The organism is Xanthomonas sp. NCPPB 3761, from assembly GCF_041475705.2.
In the GTDB taxonomy this organism is placed as follows: Bacteria; Pseudomonadota; Gammaproteobacteria; order Xanthomonadales; family Xanthomonadaceae; genus Xanthomonas; species Xanthomonas phaseoli.
Map to the genome: position 1 here is coordinate 850,889 of NZ_CM191262.1, position 17,043 is coordinate 867,931.

At 64.2% G+C, this 17,043-nt stretch carries 10 protein-coding genes; 8 read left to right on the top strand and 2 right to left on the bottom strand.

Annotated elements, in window-relative coordinates; translation table 11 throughout:
• The first annotated feature begins 4 nt into the window (after positions 1–4).
• The 7 genes from gspN to ACCQ00_RS03740 all read left to right on the top strand — a co-directional run bounded on the left by gspN (position 5) and on the right by ACCQ00_RS03740 (position 9,947).
• Positions 5–718 (top strand): type II secretion system protein N, encoded by a 714-nt coding sequence (gene gspN / locus ACCQ00_RS03710; protein ID WP_039573301.1) that lies wholly within the window; start codon positions 5–7, stop codon positions 716–718.
• A gap of 395 nt (positions 719–1,113) precedes the next feature.
• On the top strand, positions 1,114–1,836 hold the full coding sequence (locus tag ACCQ00_RS03715) for a GntR family transcriptional regulator (protein ID WP_039573304.1): 723 nt from the start codon (positions 1,114–1,116) through the stop codon (positions 1,834–1,836).
• Between the two features lie 43 nt (positions 1,837–1,879).
• Complete coding sequence (locus ACCQ00_RS03720; protein WP_039583598.1) at positions 1,880–3,157, top strand: sugar MFS transporter; 1,278 nt, start codon at positions 1,880–1,882, stop codon at positions 3,155–3,157.
• A 40-nt stretch (positions 3,158–3,197) separates the two neighbouring features.
• Positions 3,198–4,265 (top strand): LacI family DNA-binding transcriptional regulator, encoded by a 1,068-nt coding sequence (locus ACCQ00_RS03725; RefSeq protein ID WP_003482633.1) that lies wholly within the window; start codon positions 3,198–3,200, stop codon positions 4,263–4,265.
• A gap of 6 nt (positions 4,266–4,271) precedes the next feature.
• Entirely contained in the window at positions 4,272–5,300 is a 1,029-nt protein-coding gene (locus ACCQ00_RS03730) for an SIS domain-containing protein (protein WP_039573310.1), read from the top strand.
• Between the two features lie 2 nt (positions 5,301–5,302).
• Positions 5,303–6,457, top strand: coding sequence for an N-acetylglucosamine-6-phosphate deacetylase (nagA, locus tag ACCQ00_RS03735; RefSeq protein ID WP_039573313.1), 1,155 nt, complete (start codon positions 5,303–5,305; stop codon positions 6,455–6,457).
• A gap of 820 nt (positions 6,458–7,277) precedes the next feature.
• Entirely contained in the window at positions 7,278–9,947 is a 2,670-nt protein-coding gene (locus tag ACCQ00_RS03740) for a TonB-dependent receptor (protein WP_039573315.1), read from the top strand.
• A gap of 177 nt (positions 9,948–10,124) precedes the next feature.
• On the opposite strand, the gene ACCQ00_RS03745 is transcribed toward ACCQ00_RS03740, so the two are convergent.
• Together ACCQ00_RS03745 and ACCQ00_RS03750 are read right to left on the bottom strand one after the other, a co-directional pair.
• Positions 10,125–11,357, bottom strand: coding sequence for a multifunctional CCA addition/repair protein (locus ACCQ00_RS03745; RefSeq protein WP_039573318.1), 1,233 nt, complete (start codon positions 11,355–11,357; stop codon positions 10,125–10,127).
• A 336-nt stretch (positions 11,358–11,693) separates the two neighbouring features.
• On the bottom strand, positions 11,694–13,667 hold the full coding sequence (locus tag ACCQ00_RS03750) for a transglycosylase SLT domain-containing protein (RefSeq protein WP_039573322.1): 1,974 nt from the start codon (positions 13,665–13,667) through the stop codon (positions 11,694–11,696).
• A 259-nt stretch (positions 13,668–13,926) separates the two neighbouring features.
• On the opposite strand from ACCQ00_RS03750, the gene ACCQ00_RS03755 reads away from it, so the two are divergent.
• Positions 13,927–16,806 carry a TonB-dependent receptor gene (locus ACCQ00_RS03755; RefSeq protein WP_039573325.1) on the top strand — a complete coding sequence of 960 codons (2,880 nt, stop codon included), beginning with the start codon at positions 13,927–13,929 and terminating at the stop codon, positions 16,804–16,806.
• Positions 16,807–17,043: the final 237 nt, after the last annotated feature.

Genomic DNA, 17,043 nt, shown 5'->3' on the forward strand with positions numbered 1-17,043 from the left:
TCGCATGCGTTGGGCCTTGCTCTTGCTGTCGATGGCGGGTGTCGCGCTGCTGGCGTTTGTCCCGTTGCGCCTGGTGCTGCCGCGCGAGGGGCTGCCGTTTTCGGTGCTGGACGTGGAGGGCCCGATCTGGGCCGGCACGTTGCGGCAGGTGCAATGGCAAGGCGTCGCGTTCGGCGATGTGGCGGTGCGGCCGCGGGTCTGGTCGCTGGTGCATGGCGAACGTCAGGTGCAATTGCAGTCCGCACAGTTGCAACTGCTTTTGGTGGATGGCGCGCAACGCGGCATGCGTAATGCACAGGGCCAACTGCTGGTGCGCCAGCCGGGTGGCGTGGCGCTGATCGATCTGGCGTTGCAGTTGCAGCAGGTGGATCTGCTATTCGATGCCACCGGCTGTGTGCGGGCGCACGGGCGGGTCAGTCTGCAAGTGCTGGCAAGCGGCACGGGCGAGCTGCCCGGTCTGCCGCCGCTGCGCTTGTCCGGGCAGCCGGCATGCGTGGACAACGTTGCCGTGCTGACCTTGTTGCCCGATACCGCGTTGCCCGCCGGCGTGCAGGCCGAAGCACAGCTGCAACTCTGGCCCGACGGACGCTGGCAGCTGCAGTCGCGCGTCGATCCGGCGCAGGACGCGGTATTGGGTGTCGGCCTGCAGTTGCTGGGCTTCGCTGCCACACCGGAGCGCGGGTTGGTGCGCAACGACCACGGTCAATTGCGCAATTAGCGCCATCGCTGGCTGCGCGCCGTAGCGTCGGTTTCCCTGCACCATGCGCGTGCATGCGGCGCCGCTGGCGCATCCATCGCGGCCGATCCAAGCAACACGCCGGGGCATCCGCCGGAAGACGTTTCGCCATGGCGCGGTGTCGCGTGATCGGCATTCGTCAGCGCGCATGCAACCTGCGCATCAGCCCTGGGAGGCCTGCACGGCGCCGGCCAGGGGAGTGCAGCCGATCTGCCACGGCCCGATGCCTCGCCCGATCGGATGCATTCGGGGGCGCCCAGGGCCTGATGCACGCGGAGCGAATTGGTACTATATTGGACCTAACAAATCCAAGTCGGTCCGGAGGACAGGCAGTGGCCAGACCCAGAACCAATGCCAGGACGGACGACGACCCCAGGATGGACGCGCTGGCGCTGGAGGCTTCCGCACCGACGCCGCTGTACCTGCAACTGGCCGCCAAGCTCAGCGATGCCATTCGCGGCGGGCAGTGGAAGGCCGGCGAGGCGCTGCCGGCCGAGCGCCAGCTGTGCGAACGGCTGCAGATCTCGCGGGTGACCCTGCGCCAGGCGGTGGATGTGCTGGTCGAACAAGGCTTGGTCTCGCGCCGGCAGGGCGCCGGCACCTTTGTCACCACCCAGATCCAGCATCAGCTCAGCGGCCTGACCAGTTTCAGCGAGACGCTGCGCATCAAGGGCTATGAGCCGGGGACGCGCTGGCTGGAGCGGCGGCTGCGCCCGGCGCATGGTGAAGAGATCTTGCGGCTGGGCTTGTCGCCGGATGCGGCGGTGGCCTCGCTGACGCGTCTGCGCAGCGCCGACGACCGCGTCATGGCCTACGAGCACGCGGTGCTGCCGAAACGCATCGTCGCCGACCCGCAGCAGATCGGCGATTCGCTCTACAGCTATCTCGATGCGCAGGGCACGCCGGTGGTGCGCGCACTGCAGTACTTCCGCGCCATCAATCTGCCCGCACGGTTGGCCGAACACCTGCGCATGAAGACCGGCGAGGCGATTTTGCATGTGGTGCGCGTGGGCTATGCCCGCGATGGCAGTGCGATCGAATTGACCGACACCTATTGCCACAACGATTTCTACGATTTCGTCGCCGAACTGCGCCGCTGATGCCAACGGCATTCCTTACGACAACCTCAGAGCCAGCCGATCCATGACTACCGCCAGGCCCGCAAATCCCGTTGTCTCAATCGCCATCGTCGGCGTGCTGTTCTTCATCATCGGCTTTTTCACCTGGATCAACGGGCCGCTGATCACCTTCGTGCGGCTGGCGTTCGATCTCAACGAGGTCAACGCGTTCCTGGTGCTGATGGTGTTCTACCTGTCGTACTTCTTTCTGGCCTTGCCCTCGTCGTGGATTCTCAAACGCACCGGCATGAAGAAAGGCCTGGCGCTGAGCCTGGTGGTGATGGCCGTGGGCGCAGCAGGCTTCGGCCAGTTCGCCACGCAGCGCTGGTATCCGGGCGCGCTGGGCGGCCTGTTTGTCATCGGCAGCGGCCTTGCCCTGCTGCAGACGGCGATCAACCCGTACATCAGCATTCTCGGGCCGATCGAAAGCGCCGCGCGCCGTATTGCCTTGATGGGCATCTGCAACAAGATTGCCGGCATCCTGGCGCCGATCCTGATCGGCTCGCTGGTGCTGCACGGCATTGGTGACCTGTCCGCGCAGGTGGCCAGCGCCGATGCGGCAACCAAGGAAAGCTTGCTCACCGCCTTCGCCGCCAAGATTCACGCGCCGTATCTGGTGATGTCCGGTGTGCTGTTGCTGCTGGCCATCGGCGTGCTGTTCTCGCCGCTGCCCGAGCTCAAGCCCTCCGAAGCCAATGCCACGCCGGGCGCGAGCGGTGGCGTGGAGAAATCCAGCATCTTCCAGTTCCCGCACCTGTGGCTGGGCGTGCTGTGCCTGTTCGTCTACGTGGGCGTGGAAGTGATGGTCGGCGATGCCATCGGTACCTACGGGCACGGTTTCAGTCTCCCGTTGGACAGCACCAAGATCTTCACCTCCTACACATTGGGCGCGATGTTGCTGGGCTATATCGCCGGCCTGGTACTGATTCCGCGCGTGATCTCGCAGGCGCGTTATCTGAGCGTGTCGGCGGTGCTGGGTGTGCTGTTCTCGCTGGGTGCCTTGTTCACCGAAAACTATGTGTCGGTAGGCTTCGTGGCCGCGCTCGGCTTTGCCAACGCGATGATGTGGCCGGCGATCTTCCCGCTGGCCATTCGCGGACTGGGGCGCTTCACCGAAATCGGCTCGGCCCTGTTGGTGATGGGCATTGCCGGCGGCGCGATCATTCCGCAGCTGTTCGCCATCCTCAAGCAGCATTACGACTTCCAGGTCGTGTTCGCTGCGCTGATGGTGCCGTGCTATCTGTACATCCTGTTCTATTCGCTGCGCGGTCATCGCGTGGGCCTGCCGGCCCAGGCCAAGTGATCGCGGCGGCATGATGCGTTCCGACGGACAAGGTACATCCATGCGCAGGCCCACCATCAAAGATGTCGCCGAACGCGCCAAGGTCTCGTTGAAGACCGTGTCGCGGGTGATCAACAACGAGCCGTCGGTGATGCAGGCCACGCGCGCACGCGTGCTGCGCGCCATCGCCGATCTCGACTACGAACCCGACCCGTCCGCGCGCAACCTGCGTAGCGGCACGCCGTTCGTGATCGGCCTGGTATACGACAATCCCAACCCGTACCACATCATCGGCATCCAGAACGGCGTGCTGGCGGCGTGCCGGGAAACCGGCTTCGGCCTGCAGATCCATCCCTGCGATTCCACCTCGCCGTTGCTGGCCGAAGAACTGGCCGAATGGGTGCAGCGCTCGCGCCTGGCCGGCGTGGTATTGACCGCGCCGATGTCCGAACGGCCGGAATTGCTGGCCGGCCTGGCCGCGCGCGGCATCAAGAGCGTGCGCATCATCGCCTCCACCGACGACCCCGGCGACGGCCCGTGCGTTTATATCGACGACCGCGATGCCGCCTATGAAATCACCGAGCACCTGATCCAGCTCGGCCATCAACGCATCGGCTTCCTGTGGGGCGGCCCGCAACATCGCTCCAGCGGCGAGCGTTATGCCGGCTATGAAGCGGCGTTGAAGGATTACGGCATCAGCCTGGACAAGCACCTGGTGATTCCCGGCGACTACACCTTCGACGATGGCTTCCGTGGCGCACGCCGGCTGTTGTCGTTGCGCGAGCCGCCCACCGCCATCTTCGGCAGCAATGACGAAATCGCGGCAGGCGTGCTGGCCGCAGCCAAGTCCACCGGCATGAACGTACCGTATCAATTGTCGATCGCCGGGTTCGAAGACAGCCCGTTCTCGCGCCAGTCGTGGCCGGCATTGACCACTGCCAAGCAGGCCACCGACGACATCGCGCGGCATGCCGCACGCTTGTTGATCAGCCAGCTGCGCAGCGACGCCTACGACGACCAACCGGCGCAATTGCAGAGCCGCGGCTTCGTGCCGCAGTTGGTGGTGCGCGGCTCCACCGCGCCGGCACCTGCGTCCACTGGCAAACCCCTTCCTCCTGAATCTGCCTGAGCCACGATGAGCCTTCCCTCCGAAACCGAGACCTTGATGTTCCGCGAAGCGGCGCAGACCGCCGATGTGGTGGCTGCACAGTTCGGGCGTAATGCCGACACCATCGCCGCGCTTGCGCAGTCGCTGCGCCAGACACCACCGCCGTTCGTGGTGACCTGCGCGCGCGGTAGCTCCGATCATGCGGCCACCTATGCCAAGTACCTGTTCGAAACCCAGCTCGGCATCGTCACCGCATCTGCGTCGCCATCGGTGGGCTCGGTCTACGCGGCGCCGCTGCAGCTGCGTGGCGCGCTGTATATCGTGATTTCGCAATCGGGCAAGAGCCCGGATCTGCTGCGCAATGCCGAAGCCGCCAAGGCTGCCGGCGCGCGCGTGGTCGCCCTGGTCAACGTGGAAGATTCGCCGCTGGCGCAACTGGCCGAGGTGGTGATTCCGCTGGGCGCAGGCCCGGAAACAAGCGTGGCCGCCACCAAGAGTTATCTCGCCTCGCTGGCCGCGGTGCTGCATCTGGGCGCTGTGTGGAAAAACGACCCGGCCTTGCTGGCCGCGCTCGACGCCTTGCCGCAGCAGTTGCGCAGCGCGTGGCAGGCCGATTGGTCGGTGCTTACCGCTGGCCTGGTGCCTGCGCACAACCTGTTCGTGCTCGGCCGCGGGCTGGGCCTGGGCGCAGCGCAGGAAGCAGCTTTGAAGTTCAAGGAAACCTGCGGCCTGCACGCCGAAGCCTACAGCTCGGCCGAGGTCAAGCACGGGCCGATGGCCCTGGTGGGGCCGGGCTTCCCGGTGCTGGTGTTCGCACAGCCCGACGAAACCGGCGCCGGTACCCGCGCACTGGCCGAAGAATTCCGCGCGCGTGGCGCGCAGGTGTGGCTGGCCGCGCCCGGTGGTGATTTACCGCTGGCAGACGCCGCGCACCCGGCCTGCGCGCCGCTGCTGACCGTGCAGAGCTTCTATCGCGCGATCAATGCACTGGCGCTGCAGCGCGGCAACAATCCCGATCTTCCGCCGCATCTGAACAAGGTCACGGAAACCGTCTGATCATGCATGCTCTCGCGACTCAGGCACTGTGCAATGCACGCGTGCTCACCGACAACGGATTGCAGGATGGCCTGGTCGTGATGCTGGCTGGCACGCAGATCCAGGCGATCGTGCCGGCCGACGATGCGCGCGTGGCGCAGGCGCACACGCGCGTGGATCTGGGCGGCGCCACCTTGCTGCCGGGTTTCATCGACATCCAGGTCAACGGCGGCGGCGGGGTGTTGTTCAACAACGCACGCGACCCGCAGGCACTGGCCACCATTGCGGCCGCGCATCGTCGTTTCGGCACCACCGGCATGCTGCCGACCTTGATCAGCGACACCGCGCAGGTGATGGCCGAAGCGATCGATGCCACGCGCCAGGCCATCGCGCAAGGCGTGCCCGGCGTGCTTGGCATCCATCTGGAGGGTCCGTACCTGAGTCCTGCGCGTAAGGGCACGCACGACGCAGACAAGTTCCGGGTGCCGGACGCGCACGAGATTGCCGTCGATACCTCATTGGACAACGGCGTCACCCTGATCACGCTCGCCCCCGAGCGCGTGCCGGTGGAGGACATCCGCGCGTTCGTGTCTGGCGGCGCAATCGTGTTTGCCGGCCACACTGCGGCCACCTACGAGCAGGCGCGCGATGGCATTGCCGCCGGCGTCAGCGGCTTCACGCACGTGTACAACGCGATGTCGCAACTGGCCGGGCGCGAACCCAATGCCGTGGGCGCTGCGCTGGAAGACCTCAATGTGTGGTGCGGCGTCATCGTCGACGGCGTGCACGTGCATCCGGCCAGCCTGCGTGTGGCGCTCGCGGCCAAGCCACGCGGCAAGTTGCTGCTGGTGACCGACGCCATGCCGATGGTCGGCAGCGACAGCGCCAGTTTCGACCTCTATGGCGAAACCATCACCGCCGTGGATGGCATGGTGCGCAATGCCGACGGTGCACTGGCCGGCTCTGCATTGGACATGGCCACTGCCGTGCGCAACAGCGTGCGCTGGCTGGGCGTGGACCTGGCCGAAGCCGCGCGCATGGCCTCCACCTATCCTGCGCAATGCATTGGCCTGGGCGAACGCCTGGGACGCATCGCACCCGGCTACCAGGCCGATCTGGTACTGGTGGATGACGATGTGCAGGTGTTGGGCACGTGGGTGGCTGGGCAGCGCGATTAAGCGCCACTGGCAACACGATTTTGCCGATCTATGCATCGTGCGCACCGCATTGCGTGATGCGGTGCGTGGGTTGTGTTTGATCTTTGAAATGCAGGGCGTGCAGCGGGCCCTGCATTGAATCGGCGCATGTCGCATGTTGGGCCTTGCGTACCCGACCAACGCGCTCGTTGCCGCCAGCACCTGATGTGCAGGTGTTGTTGCAGGCCGCCGGAACTATGCCGGACGCTGGCGCCGTGCACGCCCTGAGGCAACGATGAAACCAGTCCTGCGGTGGAGAGGCTGTTGTCTGACCCGGCACGCCTGCAGCTGGCCATCGGCTATCGGACGACAGCGCAGCGCTTAAACCTCCGCAGGTTGTATGCGCATCATCCATGCTTGTATGGGCAACACACGCCGCGTGCGCAGACACTTTGCGCCGCAACATTCGGGTGCGCCGCCTTGTGCGAGCAGCGTCTAGGGCGCAGTGGTCTGCATCGACGCCAAAGACAGTGAGACAGCGATCACGCCATCATCCCGACATCTGCAGGGAAGGCGGTGTTTAGTGCATAAAAATAGAGGTATGCAGCAGCGGGTTGACACTGCCATCCACGGAAGGCACCTTCGCTGGTAACGTTCTCAGCAAAGACATACCTGCTCCACGTCTGAGAAGACGACAACCGGCCGTTGTTCCAGCGGTCCGGCGTTTACCCGCATGTCGTCATGCAATGCGGGCGGCTGCTCGTATCCGGCACAGGGGACGGATCACGGGCTAGGCACGCGCGTCGCGCGCCGTTGTGCAACCACGCGGTTGCCATCCGACATCAGTGATGAGGTCCACGCAATGCTGTTTTCCCGTATGTTCGTGTTCTCCCCTTGTGTTCCGTTATCTGCGTCCAACAACCTATTGCGCCGCTCACCATTGAGTGCTGCTGTCGGGCGACTGCTCATTGGTGGCGCCAGCCTGGCCTGCGTCGCAAGCCTTCCCGCAGTTGCGCAGGAGCAGCCCGCACCCGCGCAACAACAGACACCATCACAAACCAGTCCCTCGGTCTCCACCCTGGACGAAATCAAGGTGGTGGGTTACCAGGCCAGCCTGGGCAAGGCGCTCAACGTCAAGCGCAACGCCGACGCGATCGTCGATGCGATCAGCGCCGAAGACATCGGCAAGTTTCCAGATACCAATGTTGCCGAATCGCTGTCACGGTTGTCCGGTATCACGGTGGACAGGCAGTTCGGCGAGGGTGAGAAAGTCAGCATCCTGGGCACCGACCCGGCGCTCAATCGCGTGCTGCTCAATGGCCAGACCATCGCATCGACCAGTTGGGGCGGCGATCCCAACGATCCGGACAGTCGCTCGTTCAACTACAGCACGCTGGCGCCGGAGGTGGTCGGCTTGATGGAGGTCTATAAGACGCCCGAAGCGCGCATCGACGAGGGCTCCATCGGTGGAACCGTGATCGTGCATACGCGCAAACCGCTCGATCTGGATCGCAACACGCTCACCGGGACCGTCAGTTACGGCTACAACGATCGTTCCGACGAAGGCAAGCCGAACGCCTCGGCGCTGTACAGCTGGAAGAACCAGGACGAAACGCTGGGCGTGCTTACCTCGGTGATGCATTCGCAGCGTGTCCTGCGCCGCGACGGCGTCGAAATTTTCGGCTATGACAATGTGCAGGGCGCCGGGTTTCCACCAGGTGTGGTCGGCAGCAACACCGGCGTGTTTCCGACCTCGATCAACACGGCGTTGTTCCAGCAGACGCGCAAGCGCGACGGTGTCAGCGCAGCGCTGCAGTGGAAGCCGGATAGCGATTTCGAGCTCAATCTGACCGGTTTGTATGTCAAGGAAAGCTTCGACAACTACAACCAGAGCCGCTACGGCTATTGGGGTTCGACGCCGGGAGATGCGCAGGCCCTGGGCTTCGAAAACGGTATCGCCACTTCGGGTACGTTCGGCGATCAGTCCAACACCTATCTCGACGGCTATCTGCGCAATAGCCAGGTCAGCACCGGCAGCATCCACTTGCGCACCGACTGGCATGGCGATGGCTGGAATGCCTCCAGCCAGGTGGGCTACACCAGTTCGCAAGGCGGCGCCGAGCGTATCTACGGCATCCAGTTCCGCAATCTGGCTGGCTACAGCTACGCCATCGATGGGCGCCGTACCGCGATGGACTACAGCACCGATCCCACCAATGCGGCAGCGATGCAGCTCAACAACGCATCGGCCAGTCACAGCCCGCAGTACGACAAGGAGCGCTATCTGCAGCTGGATTTCGATCATGCGGTGGAGTGGGGGCCGTTTACGCAGATCCTCACCGGCATCAAGCTCACCAATCACGCCACCGGGCAATCGTCCTATAGCCGTACCTGGACCCCGAACGATGGCAGCACGCTGGCGGCATTCTCGCCGGGCATCACGCCGTCGGGCTATCTGGACGGGCTGTCGACCAGCGCCGACATGCAACGCTGGTCGACCATCAACAGTGGTGCGATCAGCCGGTATATCAGCGGACTGGAAGGCGATGATGGGCTGCCGATCAGCTATGCCGGCAACTACAGCATCCAAGAGCAGAACCGTGCATGGTTTTTGCAAGGCAATTTTTCCGGCGCGCGGTACCGCGGCAACATCGGCATGCGTTACGTGCATTCGCGTGATTCGACAGATGGCTACAGCTATGCACCGGGCGGCGGCTACACGCCGGTCAACTTTCTCAGCAGCTACGGCAAATGGCTGCCTTCGTTCAACATTGCCTACGACCTGCGCGACGACCTGATGCTGCGGTTTGCCGCCTCCAAGGTCATCGCGCGGCCGCGCTACACCAACATGACGCCATACGTGGCCACCGACGACACCACGCTGACGGCGTCGACCGGCAATCCGGGACTGAGCCCATACGAGTCGACCAACCTGGGCGCCTCGCTGGAGTGGTATTTCTCCGACAGCAGCTTGCTCAGTGGCGAATTCTTCTCGCGCGATATCTCCAACTACATCCTGACCACCGTGCAGGACCGTGTGTTTTTCAATAACGCCACCGGTGGATCGAGTACCTACCAGACATCGGTGCCGACCAATGCCGGCGATGCCAAGGTGCGCGGTGTGGCGCTCAATCTGCAGCACAATTTCGGCAATGGCTTCGGCGTGGTGGCCAACTACACCTATTCCGATTCCAACACCGACGGCGACTACAGCCTGCCTTACAACTCCCGCAACGCCTACAACATCAGCCCGTACTACGAGCAGGGCAAGTGGAGCGCACGGGTGAATCTGGGGTGGCGCTCGGAATATTTCACCCAGATTGGCCGGCTCAACGGGCAGCAGATGACCGACGCGTTTACGCAGGTAGATGCATCATTCGGCTACCAGGCCACCGAGCGGCTGCGCGTGGCGCTGGAGGCCACCAACCTGCTGGATGAAACCTACTTCAGCTACATCGCCAACAAGAACCAGCCGTACTACATCTACAAGAACGGTCGCTCTTTCATGTTGAGCCTGAACTTCAAGCTGTGATGCCCGGCCGCGGCGGCTGCTCGTGGGCAGCCGCCTTTATCTAACCGCGGAAATCGGATTTCCGGTGAATTACTGACGTCGGATGGGCAGGCTTTCGGTGCACCGGGTTGCTGCAATTCCGTCCTTGCTTGCGCCCCTACATCGCGTTGCACGTGAAAACAGGTGCGCGACACGCAGTCATGCACCGATTTTTCGTGCCGCCGCAATCGCCGCAATGCGCGCCTTTGCCAATGCTTCACCGATCTGTGGGCCTTGCAGGCCCTCGGCTGCCAGGTCGCGCGCGTTGATTGCCAGGGCCGCGGCGTGCAGTCGCTTGAGTTCTTCGCCTTGTGGGTACGCGGCCTCTTCGCTACCCAGACGGCCACGCTTGTCGGCTTCGCAGACCAGTGCCAGCTGCGCGATACGTTCCGGCCGGCGAAACGCATCGCAGCGCACCAGCAGCTCGTGCAGGGTGCGGTCGCGCAGCTCGGCCAGGCGATGCACGTTCAAGTGCTCGCGGCAGGCGGTGACGGCGAGCTGGCGATACTCCTGCGGCACCTTGAGGCGTTCGCACAGCGCTTGCAATGGCGCCACGCCGCGTTGTTCGTGCATGACGTGGCGCGGCCATTCCTCGGGTGGTGTGAGTGCCTTGCCCAGATCGTGGGTCAGAGCGGCAAAGCCCACCAGCGCGTCGCCGGGCGCGAGACGCGCGGCCATGTCGCTGACCATTTCCTGGTGAATGCCGGTGTCGACCTCCGGATGGAATTCGGCGCGCTGCGGCACGCCGTACAGCGCATCGACTTCCGGCAGGATGACCCGCAGCGCATCGGTGTCGTGCAGCGTGCGCAGGAACGCCGAGGGCTGCGCGCAGCCCAAGGCGCGCCGCAGCTCCTGCCACACGCGCTCCGGCACCAGGCTATCGAGTTCGCCGCTGGCGGCCATGTCCCGCATCAATGCCGCAGTTTCAGCAGCGACAGTGAAGCCCAGCGGTGCCAGCCGCGCCATGAAGCGCGCGGCACGCAATACGCGCACAGGATCTTCGATGAACGCCGGACCGACATGCCGCAAGACGCGCGCCTGCAGATCACGCGCACCGTTGTACGGATCGAACAATTCACCCGTTTCCTCATCGCGCGCGATCGCGTTGATGGTGAAGTCGCGGCGTAGCAGGTCTTCTTCCAGTGTCACCGATGGGTCGGCGTCCACCACGAAGCCGCGATATCCGCGGCCGGACTTGCGCTCGGTGCGCGCCAATGCGTATTCCTCGCCACTGCGCGGGTGCAGGAACACCGGGAAATCCTTGCCGACCGGCTTGAACCCCTGCGCTTCCATCTGCGCCTGATCGGCACCGACCACCACCCAGTCGCGGTCGCCAGCCGGCTGGTCAAGCAATGCATCGCGGACTGCGCCGCCAACAAGATAGATCTTCATCGGCGCATGATGCCCGATGCGCTGCGCTGGTCGAAATACTCCGCAGCTATAGCAAGGTTGCGTTAGGGCAGGCTTTAAGACGTCCCAGACCATGCTGGTCTGAGATCCAGCTGTTTTTTGGGTTGGATGCACGCTGCGGCTCGTTCGCCACAGGGTCATAGAGCTGCCGGTCGACGGGCTGTCTCAGCGTCCTTGTTTGCCCACCACTGCGGGGCATGCTGCAGATACATCCCTGCCGGTACCTGCGCGGCATCCGTGCTGCGTCAGGTTCTGTACGCAATGACGGCGCCGCGCACTCGCCAAGGCCCTGCAACCTTGCAGGTCGCCTGGCATCGCTCAATCCTGCGCGGCGTTATTGGCTGCCTGGCCCGGGGTGCAGACCGGCTTCAAACGCTTGTCCACCAGCTTGCCCATGAGCCGGTCGCTCAGCGGCAGCATGTCGCCGTTGAGGCGCCAGTCGTAGATCACGCTGAAGGCCAACACGCGTGCGACATAGTCGCGGGTTTCCTTGTAGCTGATGGTTTCGATCCAGAAATCCGGCTCGAAATTCGGCCGCTGCGACTGCCAGCGGCCGGTGGGGCCAGGGCCTGCGTTATAGGCGGCAATGGTGAGATAGGGCAGCCCGTAGGTGTTGAGCAGCTGGCGCAGGTACGCCGTGCCGATGGCGATGTTGGTGGCCGGCTCATAGAGGCTGCTGGCGCCTGCATAGCCGGGCAGAGCGATCCCCTTGGCGACGGCCGCGCCAGTGCCAGGCAACACCTGCATCAGGCCCATCGCGTTGGCCGGCGAGCGCGCGCGCGGATTGAAGATGCTTTCGGCACGAATTTCCGCAGCTACCCAGGCGGGGTCGATCGCATTCTTGGCGGCCTCGCGGCGAATGCTGTCGTCGTGGTGCAGCGGGAAACGCAACGAGTAGAGGCGTTGTTCGTCCGGCTGCTTGCCGAGCGCGAATACCGCACGGTCGAACCAGCCGTTGTCGCTGGCAACTTCCACTGCCAGACGACGCTGGGTGTCGTCGAAGCGGGTGGCGGCATCGTTCCATTCGGCCACGGCCCAACCGGGGCGGTCGATCTGAAATAGGGCAATCGCGCGGACCAAGGCCGGGTCGCGCGCAACAGCGGCCTTGGCCTGCGCGCTGTCGTTGGGCTCCCAGGGGCACAGCCGGTAAGGCTGCTGCAGGCGGTCGGCGGCCAGGAATCCGTGGAAGGTCGGCGATTGCGCGGCGGCGCGATACAGCGGCTGGGCGGCTGCAGCGGCGCCGGTCTTTTCGGCCAGGCGGGCTTCGAAGTACTGCCACCGTGAGTCGCTGCGTTGGCTCGCCGGCATCTTGCGAATTGCGGCCAACGCCGCCGACCAGTCGCCGCGCGACATCGCCTCGCGTGCACGCCATTCGTGCAGGCGCTCGTCGTAGGACGCTTCCGGTACGGCATTCAGCCGCCGCGCCGAATCCGGCAGATACGAGGCGACGGTCCACAACGCGATCTGGTACAGCACCTGCCCACGCTGCGCTTCGCTGAAGCCGAGCGCACTGGCAAGTTGCGGTAGCTGCTGTTCGGCGGCGTCGGGATCGCTCTTGGCCAGCTTGGCTAGTCCGTCGACGGCGATGCGGCGGCTGCGCTCGGTCTTTGGCCACCCTAGGGCGCGCGGGTGGGCCTTGTCGAGAAAGGCAGCGTAATCGATGGCCAGCGTCAGATCGGCCGCCGGCAGGCCACGCGCGGCAGTGCGCATCACCGCAGGCAGTTGTGCATCGGCAGCGGCTTCCACGCGTTCCCAGCGCAGCGTCGGCGTGAGTTCGCCGCGCGATTCCAGCCCGGCAACCACTGCATCGCAGGCGTCGGGCAGCGCCTTACCGTTGCGCCACAGCGTCAGCGCATCGCGGCTCCACTGTGCATCGGCCTTGCCGGTGGCCTGGCGCGCGGTCAGTTGTGCGCAGCGCAGGCCGACGTTGTCGGTGGGCTTCCAGTTGGCCAGCAGCGCGTTCCAGTCTTGCCGACGTGCCAACGCCGGCAACCAGGTGCTGCGGAAGCTTTCAGCCACGGGCTGGCCGGCGTAACGCTGCAAGAATGCTTGCGCCTGGGCATTGGAGACGGTGTCGATCGTGCGCTTGAGCGTGGCAAATTCCAGCCATCCATACAGCGGATGGCGGCTCAACGCAGCGAGCTGGCCGGCATCGGTCTGGCCGCGCTCTGCGGCCGCGATGGCATCGCGCATGGCAGTCAGTTGTGGGTCGAGGGTTTGCGCGTGCAATGCGGTGCTGCCAAGGCACAGCAGACCGATGAAAATAGTGGCAAGGCGGGGGGCATAAGTCATGGCGCGATGATACCCAAGCACGCCTGAGCAGCTGAGTGAATGCACGTCGCTCGCGCGTGATGGGAAGGCCACCTTCGTTGGCACGCGTGATGGGTAGAGCACGCAGGTATGTGCAGATAACACCGCGTCACCACCGCTGCTGCGCCGTTCGCTGCTGCACCGCCAGTTGCGGCGCGTTAATGTTTCGTTTAAGAATTGGGAAGGACCGCAGGGCACGGGGGCGTGCGGACACTCAAGAATCCTTCTGGAGAGAGAAAGGATGAAGCCTCTGATTGGCCCCCGTCGGTCATGCCTGGCCGTGCAGTTGTCGTTGTGTCTGATTCCCACACTCGCCTGGGCGCAACAGCCCGAAGCTGCACCGAGCACGCGTACGCTCGACAGCGTGCAGGTCACCGGCACGCGTATCAAAACCGCCGAATTGCAGGGCCAGGTGCCGATCCAGACGCTCAATCGCGCCGATATCGAACGCACCGGCCTGACCTCCATCGGCGAGGTCCTGCAGGAACTCACCGCGTCCGGTTCGGCGCTCAATGCCAAGTTCAATTCCTCCGACAACTTCGGCTTTCCGCCCGATGGCAGCGGCGTGGGTGCCGGCTCGGCGCAGGTGGATCTGCGCCATCTCGGTTCCAAGCGTGTGCTGGTGCTGGTGGATGGCATTCGCTGGGTCAACGAATCCTCTGCGTCCGGCGTGGGCTCGTCGACCGATCTCAACACCATTCCGCTGGCGATCGTCGAGCGCATCGAAGTGCTCGAAGACGGCGCCTCGTCGCTGTATGGCTCGGATGCGATTGCCGGTGTGGTCAACATCATCACCCGTCGCACGTTCGACGGTGCGCAGGTCACGCTCAACTACGGGCAGTACGGCAAGGGCGATGGCGCCAACCAGGGCATGGACCTGGCCTGGGGCACCAGCGGAGAGAATTTCAGCCTGTTCTTGGGCGCCAGCTACGTCAAGCAGGATCCGATCTATGCGCGTGATCGTGCGCAGGCACGCTTCCCGATTCCTGGCACCGGGCTGACCTTCGCCAGCTCGGCTACGCCGGATGGCCGCTTCCAGTTCGTCGATCCCAACACCGGCGTACGCCAGAACCTCACGCCCAATGCCGGCGTCGGTACACCGCAATACGATGGCAGCGGCGGTTGCACGCGCAGCGACGACTATCACTGCTTCGGCACCGCAGACCGCTACAACTTTGCCGAGCAGAACCTGTTGCTGACGCCGTCCGAGCGCAAGGGCGTGTTTGCGCAGTTCCGCTATTACTTCAACGACGACGTGCAGTGGTACGTCAAGGCGTTGGGCAACCGGCGCGAATCGACCAACCAGGCCGCACCGGAGCCCATCTTCCTCGGGCCCGATGCCGGTACCGGCAACCCGCTGGCCGACAACATCGTGATCTCCGCGCTCAATCCGTTCAACCCGTTCGGATTCGATCTGGATTCGGCCACCAATCTGATCCAGATCGGTCGCAGGCCGGTGGAAGGCGGGCCGCGGCGCTACGAGCAACAGGTCGATACCCAATATTTCGGCACCGGCCTGGTCGGCACGTTCGAAGGCGCAGGGCGGACCTGGTTCTGGGACGTCAACGGCATGTACAGCAAGAACAAGGCCGAGCAGACCAACTACGGCAGCTACAACCTCTACAACATCAACCTGGCGTTGGGCGACCCGGCTGCCTGCGCGGCCGTGGCCGGCTGCGTGCCGCTGGATATCTTCAGCGGTGCAGGCAGCATCACGCCGGAGATGTTGCGCTGGATCCAGCCGGTGGTGCGCGACCGCAGCCAGAACGAATTGAGCCTGTTCACCGCCAACCTCAGCAGCGAGTTGTTCCAGTTGCCCGGCGGTGCGGTGTCGTTCGCCGGGGGTTACGAATACCGCAAGTACGAAGGCGCCTATCAGCCCGATCCGCTCACCGTGGCCGGGCGTTACAACGGCGTGCCGTCGTTGCCGACCTCGGGCAGCTACGACGTCAACGAGGCTTATCTCGAACTCAATATTCCGATCTTCGCCAACTCGGCATTGGGCGACAAACTCGATCTGAATATCGCCGGGCGTTATTCGGACTATTCGACATTCGGTGGCGAGTTCACGCCGAAGTACGGGCTGCGCTGGCAGGTCACCGATGAGTTCGTGTTGCGCACCAGCTATGCGGAAGGCTTCCGCGCGCCCACCATCGGCGAGTTGTTCGGTTCGGCGGCGCGTGCGGACCTGCAGTTGTCGGACCCATGCTCGATCGGTCTGGGCGGCACTGCGCCGCGCGGCAGTGCGGCCAATTGCGCCGCGCTCGGCGTGCCTGCCGGCTACCAGCAGGCCAACCAGCAGATCTCGGTCACCACCGGCGGTAACGAGCAGCTGGATCCGGAGCGTTCGCGCAGTTTCAGTGCGGGTTTCGTCTTCAGCCCGGGATTTGCGAGCGATGCCAGCTGGTCCGACCGCCTCGATCTGGAGGTGACCTTCTATCGCCATCATGTGGATGGTGCGATCCAGGCGATCAATGCGCAAACGCAGCTGGATCTGTGCGTGGATACGCTGGATGCGTTGTACTGCAACGGCATCGGGCGGGCGTCCACCGGCGGCATCAACGCCTTCAACAACCGCTTGACCAACCTGGGCTCGATCAAGACCGACGGTTGGGACGTGGATCTGTTCTGGACCTTGCCGCAAACCGCATTCGGGCGCTTCAAACTTTCGTGGCAGAACACCTTGGTGGGCCGCTACGAGGCGCTGGGTGCGGCGGGGCAGCGACAGCCGCAAGGGCCGGGCATCGAGGTGGTGGACAGCGCAATTCCGGAGTGGACCAGCAACGCGGTACTGGATTGGTCGCTGGGCAACTGGACGGCTTCGTGGACTGCGCGGCACATTTCCAAACTGACCGAGCAGTGCGGTGATGCGGTGGAGTTTGCGGTGTGTTCGGATCCCTCGGCGGGAACCAACCGCCTGGATGCAATCACCTATCACGATGCGCAGGTGGGCTATCGCATCGACTGGCTCAAGGGCCTGCAACTCACGGCCGGCGTGAACAACGCGTTCGACAAGGATCCGCCGATCTGCTTGTCGTGCTCCCTCAATGGCTACGACGCATCCACCTACGACATCCCCGGCGGACGCTTCTGGTATGCGCGTGTGGATTTGAAGTTCTAGTTCAACCGCACTTGATCTGGTTGGTGGGCGCGTGAGTCGGTTGCAAGGCGTTGGGGCTCTTGCCTCACTGCAGGGCCCTTGCCCGCCCGCCATCGCAGGACACGCTGCAAGTACGTCCTTGTAAGCTCCTTGGCGGCATCCATGCCGTCAAGGGTCCCGCGACGGTGAGCGGGCAAGGACCCGTCGAGATGGTCGGTTTGCAGGTTTGCAAACAGGGCACGACGGGTATTGTTGGAA